Genomic DNA, 16,865 nt, shown 5'->3' with positions numbered 1-16,865 from the left:
CGTCTTCAGGAGGGCCCTCCCATGTCGTACCCCGAGATCCGGCCCCGCCGCCTGCGCCGCTCCCCGGCGATCCGTCGGCTGGTGTCCGAGACCCGGGTCGACCCGGCCGAGCTGGTCGTGCCGATGTTCGTCAAGGAAGGGCTGACCGAGCCCCGGGCCATCGGGTCGCTCCCGGGGGTGCTCCAGCACTCCCGGGACTCCCTGCGCAAGGCGGCCACCGAGGCGGTCCAGGCCGGCGTCGGCGGGATCATGCTCTTCGGGGTGCCCGAGCGGCGTGACCCGACCGGGTCCGGCGGCATCGACCCGAACGGCATCCTGAACGTCGCCATCCGCGACGTGGTGTCCGAGGTGGGTGACAGCACGGTCGTGATGAGCGACCTGTGCCTGGACGAGTTCACCTCACACGGGCACTGCGGCGTGCTCACCGCGGACGGTGCGGTGGACAATGACGCCACCCTGGCCGCGTACGCCGAGATGGCGGTCGCCCAGGCCGAAGCCGGGGTCCACATGGTCGGGCCGTCCGGGATGATGGACGGCCAGGTCGGCGTGGTCCGCCGGGCGCTCGACGCCGCCGGCCACCAGGATGTGGCGGTGCTGGCGTACGCGGTGAAGTACGCTTCGGCGTTCTTCGGCCCGTTCCGGGAGGCGGTGGAGTCGGCGCTGGAGGGCGACCGACGCGCCTACCAGCAGGATCCGGCCAATCTGCGCGAGTCGCTGCGCGAGGTGGCGCTCGACGTCGCCGAGGGCGCCGACCTGGTGATGGTCAAGCCGGCGCTGCCCTACCTCGACGTGGTGTCGGCGGTGCGGGCCGCGGTGGACGTCCCGGTCGCCGCCTACCAGGTCTCCGGGGAGTACGCGATGGTCGAGGCGGCTGCCGCGAACGGTTGGATCGACCGGGAGCGGGTCATGCTGGAGACGCTCACCTCGATCAAGCGGGCCGGCGCGCAGATCATCCTCACCTACTGGGCGGTCGAAGCCGCCGGTCTGCTCCGCCAGCGCTACTGACCGACTCCGCGGGTCCCGCCGGGGTGGCCACCTCGTCGGCGCCCGCGACGGCGGCCGGAAGTCGCCGGCTGGTCAGCCAGGCGAGCGCCAACCGAGCCCCTGGAGCAGCCGGAACGCGATCAGCGACCCGACGCTCCAGGCGGCCCCGGCCAACACCGAGCCGACCGTGAACAGCAGCAGCGCGGTCAGGTAGGTGCGGCGGGCGCCGAAGCGGCCGATCGCCCAGGCGGCGGTGGGCATCACCGCGACCAGGGCGAGCGCATAGCCGCTGGTGACCCAGCCGATCGTGGTGAGGTTGGTGTCGAGGTCGTCGACCAGCCTCGGCAGGGCCACCACGGTGACGGTGGTGTCGATCACCGCGAGCAGAGCACCCAGGGTCAGGTACCAGCCGAGCCGTCGCGCGGAGGCGTCCATGTCGTCGGCTCAGGGCCGGACCCGGCGGGCGGTGCGCAGCGCCTCGGCCCACCAGGCCAGCTCGCTCAGCGTGGCGTCGGCGGCCTGCCGCAGCGGCTCGTCGTCGACCAGCCGACCGGCGACGTCGAGTCGCTCCCAGGGAGCCCGGAGCACCACCCCGGAGCGGGTCGTGGCGGCCTGCACCTCGGCGAAGACCAGCCGGAGCTGCTCGACCGCGCGGATGCCGCCGGAACCGGCGCCGTACGACACGAAGGCCACCGGCTTGCGGGCCCACTCCCGGTAGTGCCAGTCGATGGCGTTCTTCAGGGCGGCCGGGAAGCTGTGGTTGTACTCGGGTGTCACCACCACGAACGCGTCGGCGGCGGCCAACCGGGCACTGATCGGGCTGGCCGAATTGCCTCCGGGAGGGGTGTCGGCGAATGGCAGCGCCACCTCGGCGAGGTCGACGAGGTCCAGGTCGAGGTCCCGGCGGCGGCTCCCGTGGGCGACGAACCAGTCGGCGATCGAGCGGCCCACCCGAGGTTGCCGGACGCTCCCGACGAGCACGGCGACGGTCGGCGGTGCGGTGTCCTCTTGCGTAGTCATGCCTCGGACGCTAGGACTTGAACTAATGGTGAAGTCAATGGCGGCGGGGGAGTGGCGATGGGCACGTTGACGGTCGGCGAGGTGGCCCGGGAGAGCGGGGTCAGCGGCTCCGCGGTGCGGTTCTACGAGCGGCAGGGCCTGATCACGGCTGCCCGTACCGGCGGCAACCAGCGGCGCTTCGACGCCGACGCGGCCTGCCGGATCAGGGTGGCGCGGGTGGCCCAGCGCGTCGGCCTGACCGTCAACGAGATCCGTGACCTGCTCGCGGCCCTGCCACCCGACCCCCAGCTGGCCGACTGGCAGAGTCTGCACGATCGGCTGACCGCCGAGGCCGAGCGGCGCATCCGCGACCTGCACGCGGCACTGGACGACATCGGCTCCGGTCGCCGCCTCTGCGAGCTGTGACCTCGACCGGTCCGCGGTCCGCTGATCGTCGCCCGCGCGCCCTGACGATCAGGGCAGGTGCCCCGGCTGGTCAACCACGGCCATCCGGACGACGGCGGCGAGCAGCTCACCGGCATGGGCCCAAGGCCCAAGGCCCAAGGGCCACCTTGACGCCCTTTGCTCTGCTTCAGCGGAGGCAACACTAAGAGCCTCACACTGTCGCCTCCGTTGAAGCAGAGCAAAGGATGCGTGGGGGGTGCGGCGAGTCCCTGAGCCGGCCAGCTTTCCACAGGGTTATCCACAGGGGTTGAGAGGCGGGTCTCGGCCGAGAATGGTTGTCGGATGGCTTCCGCACTCGTTCCTCCTCCGCCACCCGGCCCGACCGTCGGGCGGTTTCCCATCACCGGCCTGGTCCGGCGGGCCCGTCGGATGAAGGGTTTGGGTCAACGCCAGATGGCCCGCTTCGCCAAGGTCTCACCGTCGACCGTGGGCAAGGTCGAGGCCGGCAGTCTGACACCGAGTCTGGCGGTGCTGGAGCGCCTACTCGGCGCGGCCGGGCTCTATCTGGTGGTGGTGGACCAGGAGGGCCGGGTGATTCGACCGATGGCCGACCGCGACGACGTTCACGACGGCGCCGGACGCCGCTACCCCGCCCACCTCGATACGATCCTCGATCCTGAGCCGGGGGAGTGGTGGGGGGACATCTACGGCCTGGCACGGCCGCCGGAGACCTACCACCGCAGCTCGGCGGACCGCGAGGCGCGGCGCCGACGCAGCCAGTGGGAGGTGCGGGTCGCGCAGTATCGGCACCTGCCACCGCCCCCGATCATCGACGAATACTACTGACACCGCGAACGGCCCACCCTCCGGGGAAACCGGACGGTGGGCCGTCAGCGCCGTCGTTCAGTCGTCGTTGGTGATCGTTCCGGTCGCCAGGGGGTCGGCCAGCCGCAGGCCGGGCACCCCGGCCACCAGCAGGGTCAACTTCTCGTCCGACTCGCGCCGCCGGTCACCCCGCACGGTGACCGGGAAAGCCACCGAGGTGTCACCGGCGGCCAGCACCTTGCAGCCGGCGTACGGCTCGAAGTCCGAACCGGCCTGCGCCGTGAGGCCGACGGTCGCGGCGCAGAGCAGCACCGGCTGGGACAACGGTCGGGACACGGTCGCCGTGAAGGTGAGCTGACGGGTGCCCTGGTCGCCCTCGACCACAGACGTGTCGGTGACGGTCAACGACGCCCGGGACCGGAAACGGGCCACCTGCGGGTCGTGGTCGCTGGAGCCCCGCGACCCGTCACCCGTGAACTCCGCCGGCCAGTCGGCGTTGACGTGCGCCGCCCGCACCTGCACCAGGTCACCGTAGAGCGCGTCGTTGACGAACAGGTGGTCCAGCGTCTGCGCCTGCCCCTCGAAGCTGTACGAGTAGGCCGATGCCGGCACCTGCGCGACGAGGGTGTCCCACAGGTTGTGCAGGCCGGCCTCGTAGAGCGGGGCGAGTTGGTCCGACGGCGTCGGCTGAGCGCCGGTGGCGATGGGGTCGTCCGGGCGGGGGAAGACGTTCAGGTCCCCGCCGTAGACCACCCGGGCGCTCTGATCAGCCGCCTCGATCGCGGTGACGATCGCCGCGCCGTACGCCGCCTGCTCCCGCCGCTGCCCGATCCGGCTGTCCGGGCCGGAGGAGTAGTGGTTGCTCAGCGCGTACAGGGTGAACCGCTCGGCCGCGCCGGGCGCCGCGGCCACCGTGAACTTGCCCAGCTGGGGTGCCCGGGTGAAGACGTTGTTGCCGTCCTTCCCGGTCGACGTGTCCACATCGGGCGGCAGCACCGCGTTGAGGGCCTTCGGGTTCTGCACGTCGGCGTTGCCGGGCAGTCCGGGGGCCCGGTACTGGACGGTCGGCGCCGAGCCGAGCAGCGGGTCGTTCGCCGTCGCGGCCGCCAACGACAGCCGGTCGGTGCGGTACAGGAACGCGGCGGTGATACCGCGGGCGTCCGCGCCGGTCCGGTCATAGGTGGCGGCGTACGCCGGCCCGCCGGCCGCCGCCACCGCGAGCGCCAACTCCTGGATGCTGTCCGGAGCGCCGTCGGCGTTGTTGGTGTCGCCGCAGGCCAGCGCCGCCCCGGAGACCGTGCAGATGTCCTGGTCCTCGGCCTCCTGCACCAGGATCAGATCGGGCGCGTGCAGGTCCTTGACGATCTGGTCGGCGAGCGACGTCAGATGCTCCCGGTAGTCCGCCTCGCTGCTCGGCACGTAGTCGAACGGCGGGGCGACGCCCGGGCAGCCGGCGTTACCGGCGAAGTCGCAGCCGTCGAACGGGTCGTCGCGGTAGTCGTACAGGTTCTCCACGTTGTACGTGGCGACCGCGACCTCCTGGGAACGGTCGGCCGGCTTCGGCGGGTTGTTCTTCGACGGGTCGGCCCCGGCGTCGAACTCGGCCCGCTCGACCTGCACGCCGTACTTCTCGAACGAGTAGTAGACGCCGCCCACCGCGTCCGCGCGCAGCGTGTCGAAGGTGTGCGCCGGCGGGAGCAGCGCCGTGCTGTCCCCGGCGGTGCCCTTCACACCCATGCTGCCGAGCAGCACGCGCTGACCGTTGCCGTCGTCGAAGCGCCGGCTCGGGTCATTGTCCAGCGGGTGGGAGTCCCGGAAGACCCGCCGGGCGTACGGGTCGGCGCGGTCGAGCAGCGGGTCGTCCCGGTCGACGACCCACAGCTCCGCGTCCGCCGTGGAGGAGAAGACGTCGCGACCGCTCACCGCGCCGCTGCCCGCGCGTACGCGCAGCCGGGCGCCCTCGTGCCGCTCCCACCAGCGCTGCGCGTCGGTCAGCTCGACCGGCGGCACCGCGTCGGTCACCGTGACCGTGGTGTCCACGTCCAGTCCGGTGGCGATCCGGCGGACCAGCGACGCGCCGGAGAGCTGGGTGAGGTTGTAGTACTCCGACACCCGGGCCCGGAGCACCACCTCGTCGCCGACCGTCGGCACGTAGCCGCCGATCAGCGAGGTGAACGTGCCCATGAACACGAAGATGCCGTCGGAGCTGGTCGGGTCACCGTCGGTGTCACCACTGCGGCTCTGCAGGAAGAACCCGTTCTGCTCCGCACCGGCCGCCGTACGGGCAAGCGTCAACTGGGTGATCACGCCACGGACGTCGTACATCGTGCTGCTCGTGCCGTTGCCGCTCGCCGGTGCGAGCGGTGACCGGTCGGCGGGGCCGGACTCGGTGTCGGTGGTCGGACCCTGCACCTCGCCGACGGTCAGCTCCCGGGTGACCTGCACGGCCAGCGCGCAGGTGGCGGTGCCACCGCCCGCGTCGGTCGTGGTCACGGTGACGGTGTACGCCCCGGCGGTGAGGTCGGCGCTCGCGCTGATCGTGGCGCGGGCGGTGCCGCCCACCCCGTCGGCCGGGGTGAATGCGGTACGGGTGATCGAGCCGGAGGTCGGGCTCGGGCTGATCGCGGTCACCGCCAGGTCGACGATCGTGTCGTCGGGGTCGGCGGCGGTCACCTCGCGGCTCGCGGCCGTTCCGGCGGCGGTGACCAGCGGCCCACCACAGGTCAGCGTGGCCGGCGCGTCGACCGGACCACCGCCGTCCACGGTGTGCGAGCCGAGCCCGTCGAAGGTGTCGACCGGCAGACCGGTCCACTGTGCGGCGGGGTCGAACGCGTCCGACGGGTCGGTGTCGCCCGCCGTCACCGTGGGCAGCCGGCGCAGTGTGTTGTCCGCCGTGCTGGTCGCGCCGGCGCCCCACTCGGTGCCCGGGTCGACGCCCACCTGGCCGATCGAGTCGAGCACCGTGGTGCCCCGGCGCAGCACTATCGCGTCGTCGCCGTTGAACAGGCTCGCCCCGGTGGTCTGGTCGGCCTGGGCGAGGATGGCCGCCCCGGCCGAGGCGCTGGCGAACACGAACACGTCCCCGGCAGCGACGTTCCCGGCCAGCGCGATGGTGGTCGGGGTGGTGGAGCCGTTGAAGTAGAGCTGGAGCTGGTAGCCGCCCGCGGTGAGGTCCACGGCGGTGCCGGTGCCGTTGAACAGCTCGATCGCCTTGTTGTTCGACGAGCCTTCGACGTACTCCGAGATGAACAGGTCGGTAGGCGCGGCGCTGGCCGCGGTGGGTGTGACGCCGAGGGCCGTGACGGTCACTGCGGCGGTGGCGATCGCGAGCGCGGCTGTCGTGCGGCGCGGGCGCATAGGGCCTCCACGATGGGTGGATGGGGGTCAACGCACGTTAAGGTGCGTAACCGTCCATCGTCCATCCCCCACCGGACAGTTTCGTGAATTCCTCAGCGCGGCTGGTCGAGGCGGTGCACCAGCTCGGCGACGTCGACGCTGTATTCGCACCAGTCCCGGTCGGGCCGGTAGCCCAGCTCCGCGTTGACCTTGAGCATCGCCTCGTTGGCCTGGGCGTTCCAGGTCTGCACCTCGGCCAGCTCCGGCTCGGCGGAGCGCAGCTCCAGCAGCATCCGCGCCTTGATCGCCCGGTCGATGCCGTAACCCCGGTGGTCCTGCGCGACGATCGTGTCGTACTGATCGGCGCGGGTCGGGTGCTGCGCCGGCACCACGACCTCGGTCAGGCCGGCCACCTCGCCACTCTGCTCGTGCTGGGCCAGGACGATGTACGGCTTCATGCCCCGCCGGTGCAGGGTGTCCAGGCTGTCCCGCAGCCGCTCCGGGTCATACGAGCTGGGACGCAACTCGCCGTCGTCGACGTCGCGCACCTCGGCCTTGGCCCGCGCGTACGACTCGATCAGGTCGTCCGGTGGCCCACCGGGGTAGAACTCCAGGTGGTAGCCCGCGCCGATCCCGATGGCCATCTCGGCCAGCTCGGCCCAGTCCACCGAGGTCAGGTCGAGCACGCTGCGCGTCTCCACGTACTCCCGGGTGAAGCCGAGCGACTCGTAGAAGCCCACCGCCGGCGTGTCGCCGACCACCTCGACCCCGATCGACTGGAAACCCTCCTGGTAGACGCGGCGGGCGGCGCGTAGCACCAGCTCACGGCCGAGGCCGTTGCGTCGTACGGAGGGATGCACCAGCACCTCGAGCACCCCGATGTCGCCGAGGAGCAGCACGTGGACCTGCCCGAGGACGGCGCCGGTCTCGCCGGGAGCGCTCGGTTCGGCCTGGGCGAGCCAGGAGATCCGTCGCTCACCGGGCATCACCTCGCCGAGATACTCCCGCAGGGAGGTCTCCCGCCACGGCGGGTCCTGCGGCAGATCGGCCGCCAGCACCGCGTTCAGCGTTGTCAGCAGCGACGCGATCTCGGCGGACGACGCGGTCCTGGGGTCCCACTCGCGCACCATCACCCGTCTAGCTTGCCGCTAACGGCTGCTCGGGGGAAGTGTCCAGTCCTCCAATGTACGCGGACGATCACATCACGTACGGCTGGCCCGTCCGTACCGGTCAGCGGTGTTATAGACGGCCTGGGCGTACCGCCGCACGTCGTTGTACGACAGGATCGCGTTCCACCAGTCGCCCGGGATGCTCAGGTTGCGGCCGCCCTTGCACAGGTAGTTGCCGGCCGCCAGGGCGGCGTCGTCCAGGTCGTGAGGGTCCTTCACGCCGTCGGCGTCGGCGTCCGCGCCGATCTCCTGCCACGTGGTCGGGATGAACTGCATCGGCCCGATCGCCCGGTCGTAGGTGCTGTCCTTGTCGAGCAACCCACGGTCGGTGTCGATGATCCGCATCCGGCCGCCGTTCCCGTCCAGCGGCAGCCCGATGATCTGGGGCAGCGCCTTGCCGTCCGTCCCCAACCGCGCGCCGTTGGCCGAGCCGTGGCCGGACTCGACCTGGCCGATCGCGGCCAACGTCGTCCAGCTCAACGCGCAGCTGCGGTTGGTCTGGGCGAGCATCAGCTCGGCGTACCCGTACGCCTGCATCGCGGTCGCGGGAATGTTGACCTTGGCCCCGACCTGCTGCGCCCAGGCGGCCAGGGAGTCCGACGGACGGCCGCCGGTCGTCGGACCGACGGCCGGCCCGGTCGGCATGCCGCCGCTCGGGAACGCTCCGGTGGGCAGCGGTGCGGTCGGCATCGGCCCGGTGGGCAGAGGGCCGGTGGGCAGTGGGCCGGTGGGCCGCGGGTCGAGCGGCACCGCCGGCGGCACGGCCACGGTCGGCGCGGCAGTGACGTCGACCGCCACCGGTCGGGACCCACGGATCGTGGCCGGGACGAGCAACGCCCCCGCCGCGGCGGTCGCGGCCACCAGGACCAGCAGGAAGACCCCCGGGACCGTGAGTCGACCGCTGGGCCGGCGGGCCCAGTCGCGGGTCGCCCGGGCGGCGGTCACCGCGGCCTGACGTGGCGGTGGCACCCGTACGGCGTGCGCAAACGGCACCCGCCGCCGGCGGCCGCGCTCGGGCGTCGGCACCACTGCGACACCGTCCACCTTGGTCGCCGTCAGGTCGGTGGCGGTGGCGCCCGCCGCGACCGTGACTGCCCCGTCGTCGGCCTTCGCGCCGTCGGTCTTCGCGTTGGCGCTGTCGGCGTTGGCGGCGTCGGTGTCGGTGTCGGCGGTTGGGGCGTCGTCGGCGGCTGGGGCTGGGACGTCGGCGGCTGGGGCGTCGTCGGCGGTTGGGGCGGTCGGCGGGGCGGTGGTGTCCGAAGTGGGCTTCGCCGCGGTGATGTCGCCGGTGGCGGTGTCCCCCAGCTGGTCACCGGTCGCGGCATCGACGCTCGGGGGTAGGGGTGCGGTCACGGGCGTCGCGGGGGTTTTCGCCTTCGCGTCGGTCGTGCGGATGCTGAGCCAGGGCCGGCGGGGGCGGGGCACGGCCGCGGGCACCGGATCCGGCGCGGCGCCCGACTCGGCCAGCGGCCCGTCCAGCGGCGCGGCCGGCCGAAGCGGTTGCACACGCGTCTTGTCCTCGCCGTCCACCACCCGTCGAGTATCACTCATGTCCCCGGCGACCGTCAGGCCCACGTACCCTGATCGCCATGCCCCGGTACGAGTTCCGCTGCCGCGCCTGCGGCGACACTTTCGAGGTCAACCGTCCGATGGCGGAGGCCGGCGCGCCGGCCACCTGCCCGCAGGGCCATGTCGACACGGTCAAGCTGCTCTCGGCGGTGTCGGTCACCGGTCGGGGCGCTGGTGGCGCGCAAGCTCCCGCTGGTGGCGGTGGCTGCTGCGGGGGTGCCTGCGGCTGCTGAGCCGGGCGTTCCGGTGACCGGCCGGTGGGCTGGCCTTGCCGGGAGCGGGTTCGAGTGGCACCTTGAGGCGGCACGTGCCCGGCCGTTCTCACGATGCGTGACCGCTCGGAGTCAGGCAGCATGAACCCGACGTCACGGGCGGAGGTTCCACGCATGTCGCCACGGATCCAGCTCCCGAGCGGTTGGGTGACCTTCGTGTTCACCGACATCGAGGGCTCGACCCGGCTGGCCCAACTGCTCGGCGCGGACTACCGCCCGGTGCTCGCCGAGCACCGCCGGTTGCTGCGTCGCACCCTGGCCGCCACCGGTGGCGCGGAGCTGCTGACCGAGGGCGACTCGTTCTTCCTGGCCTTCGACGACGCGGCGGCGGCGCTGACCGCCTGCCTGACCGCCCAGCGGGCGTTGGCGAGCCACGACTGGCCCACCGAGGAGGCCGCGCCCCGGGTGCGGATGGGCTTGCACACCGGGTACGCCGAGCCCCGCGACGGGGAGTACGCGAGCCCCGAGGTGCATCGGGCCGCCCGGGTGGCCGCGGCCGCGCACGGCGGACAGGTGCTCTGTTCGGCGTCCACCGCCCGCCGGGCCGATCCGCTGCCCCCGGGCGCCACCCTGCTGGACCTGGGCCTGCACCGGCTGCGTGGCTTCGACGACCGGGAGCGGTTGTTCCAACTGGTCGCGCCCGGCCTGGAGCGGCAGTTCCCCCGCCCCCGCACCGCCGACGCGGTGGCGCACAACCTACCGACCCAGGTGACCTCGTTCGTCGGGCGGGAGGTCGAGCGGGCCGAGCTGGGCCGGTTGGTGGAGCGGCACCGACTGGTCACCGTGCTGGGCGCGGGCGGCGCGGGGAAGACCCGGCTCGCCGTGGAGTTGGCCGGTGGCGTCGTCGAGGCGTACCCGGACGGGGTCTGGTTCGTCGACATCGCCGCGGTGACCGACCCGGGGTTGGTGGCGTTCGCCATCGCCGCGGTGCTCGGGCTGCGGCCCGAGCCGGGCCGTCCGATGCTGGACACCCTCGTCGAGTACGCGGCCGCCCGCCGGATGCTGGTCGTGCTGGACACCTGCGACACGCAACCGGCGGCCTGCGGCGAGGTCATTTCGCGGCTGCTCTCCGGCGGGGGTGGCGTGCGGGTGCTGGCGACCAGCCGCGAGTCGTTCAGCCTGCCCGGCGAGGTGGTCTGGCGGATCCCGCCGCTCTCGGTCGATCCCCGCCCGGACGGCGCGGAGAGCGACGCGGTCGCGCTGCTGCTGGACCGTACGGCGGCGGCCCGCGGCGGTCGGCGGCCCGACCCGTCCGAGTCGGCCGACCTGCGCCGGGTGGTGCAGCGGCTGGACGGGCTGCCCCTCGCCATCGAGTTGGCGGCCGCCCGGCTGCGGGTGCTCTCCGTGGGTCAGCTGGCCGAGCGGTTGGACGACGTCCTCGGCACGCTGGACGCCGGCCGGGAGGATCCGGATCCACCGCCGGTCGAGCGGGGCTGGTCCGGCAACCAGCAGGACACCGTGGACCTGGTGGCCGCGGCGATCGGGACACCGCCGCCGACCCCGGCGAGCAGGGCCGTGCAGCGCTCGGCCACCGAACGGCACCTGACCATGCAGGCGACCGTCACGTGGTCGTACCGCACGTTGGGGCCGCGGGCCGCGCGGCTGCTGCGCTGGCTGGCGGTCTTCGCGGGGCCGGTGGATCTGCCGACTGTGGAGTGGCTGCTGGGCGACGATCCGCTGGATCCACTGTCGGTGCTGGTGGACAAGTCGATGGTGTTGGCCGAGCCGCGCGCCGCCGGCAGTTCGTACCGGATGCTCGACCCGATTCGGGCGTACGCGGCACGGCGGTTGGCCGAGGCGGGTGAGGAGCAGGCTGCCCGGGACCGGCACGTGGCCTGGTCGGCGCACGCGCTGGAGCGGGCCCACCTGGGGCCGGACGGCCGGCCGGTGACGTTGTCGCTCTACACCCTCGACCCGCTGGCCGACGAGCTGCGCGCCGCGCTGCGCTGGTGCGCCACCGGCGGCAGCGCCCGTGCCGGTCTCCGCTTGGCCGGTGGGCTGGACCAGTGGTGGCGCGAGCGCGGGCTGGCCCGGGAGGGTCGACTCTGGCTGTTCCGGCTGTACGGACGGATCGCCGAGACCGGCGAGCGGATCCCGGACGCGGAGCTGGCGGCGGCGTACCACATGCACTCGCTGCATGCCGGCGCCGACGGCGAGTTCGCCGAGGAGCTGCGCTACTCGCAGCGGGCGGAGGCAGCCGCCCGACAGGCCGGCGACGCCGGGCTGCTGGCCCGGGTGCTCGCCGGCAGGGCCGCGCCGTTGGTGGACATGGGCCAGTTCTTCGAGGCCGAGCGGGTCTGTCGGGAGGTCATCGACTGGGCCCACGGGCAGGACGTGGTCGGCGAGGCGCTGTTCGCGGTGTTCAGCCTGGCCGAGCTGCTGTGGCGGCGCGGCGCGCTGGAGGAGGCGGCGGAGCTGCTGGGAGCGGCGCGTCCGGTGGAGGCCGCCCGGCCGGTCGAGCGGGGCCGGCGTTCGGTGGACATGCTGCTCGGGATGGTCGCGCTGGCCCGGGGCGACGTGATCGCCGCGCACGAGCACCTGCTGGTGGCGCTGCGCTCACGGATGGGTCACGGCTACCACGGCCGGGCCTGCGACACGCTGAACGCGATCGCGGTGCGCTGCGCTCTCGGTGGAGACCGGTTGACGGCCGCGCGGCTGTTCGGGGCGGCCCAGGCCACCCGGGCGAGCATGCGAGCGACGCCGGGTATCTACGGCGGCTACTGGGCCGACCAGCAGGCGGAGCTGCGGTCGATGGCGGGTGACGCCGCGTTCGACGACGCGTACGGGGAGGGTGCCGAGATGGGCCTGGACGAGGCCGTGGCACTGGCGCTCGACGTGGAACACCCGGACCTGGCAGCGGATTCGACCCGATTCAGCACCGACCTGTCCCAACACGCGCCGCCCCCGCGCCCCGCCGACCCCAACCGCCACCCCGCAACCCGAACGGAACGCGCCTGACCCTCCTTTGTTGATCATGAAGTTATTGCCGCGACACGCCGGGCGGACGGGCAATAACTTCATGATCACCGCGACGGGGGGTGTGGGGTGGGGGTGGGGGTTGGGGGTGGGGGTTGGGGGTGGGGTTAGTGGGTTGTGGCCTTGGCTTCGGCTTGGGCCTTCATGCGGGCGGCTCGGTCGATGTCGGCCTGCTGGACGGCGGCCACCGAGCCGAAGATGTGGACCGCCTGGTAGTACGTCCAGGCCAGGCTGTAGCAGGCCGGGCGGACGACCGAGTTGTACGTGGCGCAGACCCGCTTCAGGTCCTCGTAGAAGGCGCTGTCCAGGCGGGACTTGTTGGCGGAGAACTGGCCGACCGCCTTGTAGTTGCGGTAGCCGAAGTCGTGTCGGTAGCAGCTCAGGTTGAAGGTGAACCCGAGCGGGTTGTCCGGGCTGGACGAGCAGTAGTCGGTGGACCAGTCGAAGTTGTACTCGGCCCAGGGGGCCCGGTTGACGCGGGCGCTGTTCCAGGAGTTGTAGCTGGACGCGCTGGTCTGGGTCCAGCTCGACAGCACGGACAGTCGCTCCGCGGGGGTGACGGCGGCGGCGGGGGAGGCGACGGCGAGGGTGGCGAGCAGCGCTAGCGCGCCCGAGGCGAACAGGGTGGCGAGACGTCGGGGCACGGTTTACCTCCGCGGGGTGAGCGGTGGGACGGAAGTTACCGGCGGGTTACCGGATGTCGATGAGTGTCGATCAGCTGATCAACTGGGCGGTATGTGCGCCGCCAACTATTGGTGACATACGTTCAAACAGACGAATGCCCTGGGTGCGCGAGGCACCCGGGGCATTCCGCGGAACGGGTCAGTGCAGCAGGAACGCCGGCGGGCTGGCCGGGCTCTCGTTGGCGGTACGGTCCAGCGCGGTCACCCGGTAGGTGTAGCGCCGGCCGGGCTCGGCCGACGTGTCCACCCAGGACTGGGTGCCGCCGGCGGTGGCCCGGACGGTGTCGACCAGGTGCGTGGCGTCCGCCGTGGCGCACCGCCCGGGCAGCGTGGTGCCGTCGAACCGGTAGATCGCGTACGAGGTGGCCGTGCCCAGCGGGCCCACGCCGTCGGCGGGCTGGCGCCAGGTCAGCCGCACCCCGTCGGCCTCCCGGGCGACCCTGGTGACCACCGGGAGGAGCAACGGCTTCGACGGCAGGTGCGGCATGGCCGGCACGAGGGCTGGGCGGGAGTAGTGCTCGGCCGCGTAGATGTCGGTGGCGCCGAGCCGGTTGGCCCGCACCTGGACGGCCGAGAAGTGCACGTTGCCCTGCACCTCGGGGTACGACCGGTTGAGCGTCAGGTGGTCGGACAGCTCACGCGGGTTCTGCCAGTACGGCCCGTACGCCGGATCGCCGCTCTTGTAGTCGGCCTGGCCGATGTAGAGCTGGACACGGGTGCCGCGCACGGTCTCGGCCCACCACGGGACCAGCCGCGCGTAGTCGGCCGCCGGGTACTGGCCGATGTACCAGTAGAGCTGCGGCACCACGTAGTCGATCCACTCCTGCTTGACCCACTTGCGGGTGTCGGCGGAGATGATGTCGTACGACTGGCTGCCGGTGGTGTCCGAGCCGAGCGGGTCGGCGCTCTTGTTGCGCCAGATGCCGAACGGGCTGACGCCGAACTTCACCCACGGCTTCGCCGCCTTGATCTTGCCGTTCATCTCCTGGATCAGCAGGTTGATGTTGTCCCGCCGCCAGTCGGCCCGGTCCGTGAAGCCCCGGTTGAACGCCGCGAAGGCGGCATCGTCGGGCACCTGGTAGGTGCCGCTGGGGTAGGGGTAGAAGTAGTCGTCGAAGTGCACGCCGTCGATGTCGTACCGCTTGACCGCGTCCATCATCGCGGTCTGGACGAACTCGCGGACCTCGGGAATGCCGGGGTTGTAGTAGAGCCGGCTGCCGGCAACGCCGGCCGGTGGGTAGGCGAAGGTCCAGTCGGGGTGCGCCCGGGCCGGGTGGCCGGGGGCGAGCAGGTTGAGGTCGGCGCCGGCGCCGCCGGGGGCCGGCATGGAGACGCGGTACGGGTTGAACCAGGCGTGGAACTCCAGGTTGCGCTTGTGCGACTCGTCGACCAGAAAGGCCAGCGGGTCCCAGCCCGGGTCCTGGCCGCGTACGCCGGTCAGGTACTCCGACCACGGCTCGTACGGCGAGGGCCAGAGCGCGTCGGCGGTCGGTCGGACCTGCACCACGACGGCGTTGTGGTGCAGCCGTTCGGCGAGGTCGAGCAGTGCGCGGTACTCGGCCTGCTGGGCGGCGACCCGGTCCGGGCTGGTCTGGGACGCCTTGCTGGGCCAGTCGATGTTGACCACCGACGAGATCCACATCGCCCGGAACTGTCGTTTCGGCGTGGCCGGGTCGGTGACGCAGGTGGTGGTGGTGGCGGCATCGGTCGCGGCGCTCGCGGGGTGGGCGGGGGTGGCGGCGACCAGCGTGCCGAGCAGGGCTGCGACCAGCCCGGCCGCTCCGAGTCGAGGTGCCTTCATGCGGTGTGTCCCTTCGTTGGGGCTCCCGTGTCAGGGGTACTCGCGGCGTCCCGGCAAGATTCGCCGTGGGCAATGTGCCGCTGGTAGGAAATTTTCACACTCGGCACGGTCCCGCAAGGGGCCGGGCCTGATCGATTCCCCGGTCACCGGATCGGACGATTCGCGCCGAGCGCCCGATTGCGGGTAGTGATCGGGACCGCACGCCGCGTCGTGACCTGATCGGCATGATCCGTGGCGGTTGGCCGGGATCCGGGGTGGGTAGCAACCCCCATCGCCGGCCGCCACGGTGGTGGCCGCACGGCGGGGAGGGGTGAGCGCATGTCCGTGCTGCGAACCAAACCAATCAAGGACGTCATAGCCCAGGGCGACGCCGACGGCACCGACGGCCGACTGGGGCTCAAGCGGCGGCTCGGCGCGATCGACCTCACCGGCTTCGGCATCGGCATCGTGATCGGCACGGGCATCTTCACGCTCACCGGGATCGAGGCCCGCGACAGCGCCGGTCCGGGCGTGGTGATCTCCTTCGCCATCGCCGGCGTGGTCGCCCTGCTCGCCGCCCTCTGCTACGCCGAGCTGGCCTCCAGCGTGCCGACCGCCGGCAGCGCCTACACCTACGCGTACGCCACGATGGGCGAGATCGTCGCCTGGATCATCGGGTGGGACCTGCTGCTGGAGTTCGCGCTCGGCGCGGCGGTGGTGGCCCGCGGCTGGTCGGGCTACCTCGCCGAGCTGCTCGACCTGCCGACCCGGTGGTTCGGCGAGGAGGGCAGCACGGTCAACATCGGCGCGATCGCCATCGTGCTGATCCTCGGCATCGTGGCGATCGTCGGCATCCGGGAGTCCGCCCGGATCACCAACCTGCTGGTGCTGGTCAAGGTGTCGATCTGCGTCTTCGTGGTGGTCGCTGGCCTGTTCTTCGTCAAGGCCGCCAACCTCACCCCATTCATCCCGCCGGCCGAGCCCGCCGGCAGTGGCGACGATGGCATCAAGCAGCCGGTGACGCAGGCGCTGTTCGGGTTGGAGCCGTCGGTCTTCGGTTTCGTGGGGGTGCTCAGCGCCGCCGCGGTGGTCTTCTTCGCGTACACCGGCTTCGAGGCCGTCGCCAACCTGGGCGAGGAGACGCGCAAGCCCAAGCGGGACCTCACCCTGGGCCTGCTCGGCACGCTGCTGATCTCCACCGTGCTCTACATCGGCGTCTCGCTGGTGCTCGTCGGCATGGTGCCGTACACCGAGATCGACCGGGGCGCCCCGATCGCCTCGGCGTTCGAGTCGGTGGGCGCCGGCTGGGCGGCGACGCTCGTCTCCATCGCCGCGGTTGCCGGCCTGACCAGCGTCATCCTGGTCGACCTGGTGGCGATGGGCCGGATCGGCTTCGCCATCGCCCGGGACGGCCTGATCCCGCCCTCGATCGCGGCCGTGCACCCGCGCTGGGGCACCCCGTACCGGATCTCGGCGATCATGACGGTGGCGGTCGCGCTGCTGGCCGGCTTCCTGCCGCTCTCCGCCCTGGCCGACCTGGTCAGCATCGGCGCGCTCTGCGCGTTCGTGCTGGTCTCGATCGCGGTGCCGATCCTGCGCCGCAAGCGCCCCGACCTGGAGCGGCCGTTCCGGGTGCCGTTCTCCCCGGTGCTGCCGGTCGTCTCGGCGCTGGCCTGCTTCTACCTGATGCTCAACCTGTCGGTGGAGACCTGGCTGCGGTTCCTGGCCTGGATGCTGCTCGGCGCGGTCATCTACTTCGGCTACGGCTACCGCCGCAACCGGCTGGCCCGGCACGAACCCGCCGTCGCCCCGGCGCCGCGCGAACCGAGCGCCTGACCCACGAACGCCGGAAGGGCCCCCGATCCGG

General features: G+C 72.3%; 13 protein-coding genes. 6 read left to right on the top strand and 7 right to left on the bottom strand.

All coding sequences use genetic code 11. From position 1 onward, the window contains the following. The first annotated feature begins 21 nt into the window (after window positions 1-21). Window positions 22-1,005: a porphobilinogen synthase gene (hemB, locus tag AB0J68_RS01605; protein ID WP_354854490.1), complete on the top strand. Its 984-nt coding sequence runs from the start codon at window positions 22-24 to the stop codon at window positions 1,003-1,005. Between the two features lie 72 nt (window positions 1,006-1,077). Here the strand turns inward: hemB and AB0J68_RS01600 are convergent, their stop codons facing one another. Further along, the gene (locus AB0J68_RS01600; protein WP_363935429.1) at window positions 1,078-1,419 is read right to left on the bottom strand and encodes an MFS transporter; all 342 of its coding nucleotides are present in this window, start codon (window positions 1,417-1,419) and stop codon (window positions 1,078-1,080) included. A gap of 9 nt (window positions 1,420-1,428) precedes the next feature. Further along, window positions 1,429-2,004 (bottom strand): NAD(P)H-dependent oxidoreductase, encoded by a 576-nt coding sequence (locus AB0J68_RS01595; protein WP_354854487.1) that lies wholly within the window; start codon window positions 2,002-2,004, stop codon window positions 1,429-1,431. Between the two features lie 57 nt (window positions 2,005-2,061). Here AB0J68_RS01595 and AB0J68_RS01590 point away from each other — a divergent pair, with 57 nt between their 5' ends. Beyond that, window positions 2,062-2,409 (top strand): MerR family transcriptional regulator, encoded by a 348-nt coding sequence (locus AB0J68_RS01590; RefSeq protein WP_354854485.1) that lies wholly within the window; start codon window positions 2,062-2,064, stop codon window positions 2,407-2,409. Between the two features lie 321 nt (window positions 2,410-2,730). Continuing rightward, the gene (locus AB0J68_RS01585; protein WP_354854483.1) at window positions 2,731-3,234 is read left to right on the top strand and encodes a helix-turn-helix transcriptional regulator; all 504 of its coding nucleotides are present in this window, start codon (window positions 2,731-2,733) and stop codon (window positions 3,232-3,234) included. Between the two features lie 57 nt (window positions 3,235-3,291). Here the strand turns inward: AB0J68_RS01585 and AB0J68_RS01580 are convergent, their stop codons facing one another. The 3 genes from AB0J68_RS01580 to AB0J68_RS01570 form a co-directional block, all read right to left on the bottom strand. Further along, complete coding sequence (locus tag AB0J68_RS01580; protein ID WP_363935427.1) at window positions 3,292-6,570, bottom strand: lamin tail domain-containing protein; 3,279 nt, start codon at window positions 6,568-6,570, stop codon at window positions 3,292-3,294. A 92-nt stretch (window positions 6,571-6,662) separates the two neighbouring features. After that, window positions 6,663-7,679 (bottom strand): GNAT family N-acetyltransferase, encoded by a 1,017-nt coding sequence (locus tag AB0J68_RS01575; RefSeq protein ID WP_354854567.1) that lies wholly within the window; start codon window positions 7,677-7,679, stop codon window positions 6,663-6,665. Window positions 7,680-7,751: 72 nt separating this feature from the next. Beyond that, a complete protein-coding gene (locus AB0J68_RS01570) occupies window positions 7,752-9,269 on the bottom strand; it encodes a lytic murein transglycosylase (protein ID WP_363935425.1) in 1,518 nt (505 codons plus the stop codon). Window positions 9,270-9,307: 38 nt separating this feature from the next. On the opposite strand from AB0J68_RS01570, the gene AB0J68_RS01565 reads away from it, so the two are divergent. Together AB0J68_RS01565 and AB0J68_RS01560 are read left to right on the top strand one after the other, a co-directional pair. Next, on the top strand, window positions 9,308-9,520 hold the full coding sequence (locus AB0J68_RS01565) for a zinc ribbon domain-containing protein (RefSeq protein ID WP_354854477.1): 213 nt from the start codon (window positions 9,308-9,310) through the stop codon (window positions 9,518-9,520). A gap of 153 nt (window positions 9,521-9,673) precedes the next feature. Beyond that, a complete protein-coding gene (locus tag AB0J68_RS01560) occupies window positions 9,674-12,517 on the top strand; it encodes an adenylate/guanylate cyclase domain-containing protein (protein ID WP_354854476.1) in 2,844 nt (947 codons plus the stop codon). Window positions 12,518-12,642: 125 nt separating this feature from the next. Here the strand turns inward: AB0J68_RS01560 and AB0J68_RS01555 are convergent, their stop codons facing one another. Together AB0J68_RS01555 and AB0J68_RS01550 are read right to left on the bottom strand one after the other, a co-directional pair. Next, window positions 12,643-13,179, bottom strand: a complete 537-nt coding sequence (locus tag AB0J68_RS01555) for a phospholipase (protein WP_363935423.1) — start codon at window positions 13,177-13,179, stop codon at window positions 12,643-12,645. 178 nt (window positions 13,180-13,357) lie between these two features. Then, the gene (locus tag AB0J68_RS01550) at window positions 13,358-15,019 is read right to left on the bottom strand and encodes a family 10 glycosylhydrolase (RefSeq protein WP_363935421.1); all 1,662 of its coding nucleotides are present in this window, start codon (window positions 15,017-15,019) and stop codon (window positions 13,358-13,360) included. Between the two features lie 318 nt (window positions 15,020-15,337). Here AB0J68_RS01550 and AB0J68_RS01545 point away from each other — a divergent pair, with 318 nt between their 5' ends. Continuing rightward, window positions 15,338-16,834, top strand: coding sequence for an amino acid permease (locus AB0J68_RS01545; protein WP_354854471.1), 1,497 nt, complete (start codon window positions 15,338-15,340; stop codon window positions 16,832-16,834). Window positions 16,835-16,865: the final 31 nt, after the last annotated feature.

The organism is Micromonospora sp. NPDC049580, from assembly GCF_040675595.1.
Classification (GTDB): Bacteria; Actinomycetota; Actinomycetes; order Mycobacteriales; family Micromonosporaceae; genus Micromonospora.
This window is presented reverse-complemented; position numbering and strand designations above follow the sequence as displayed.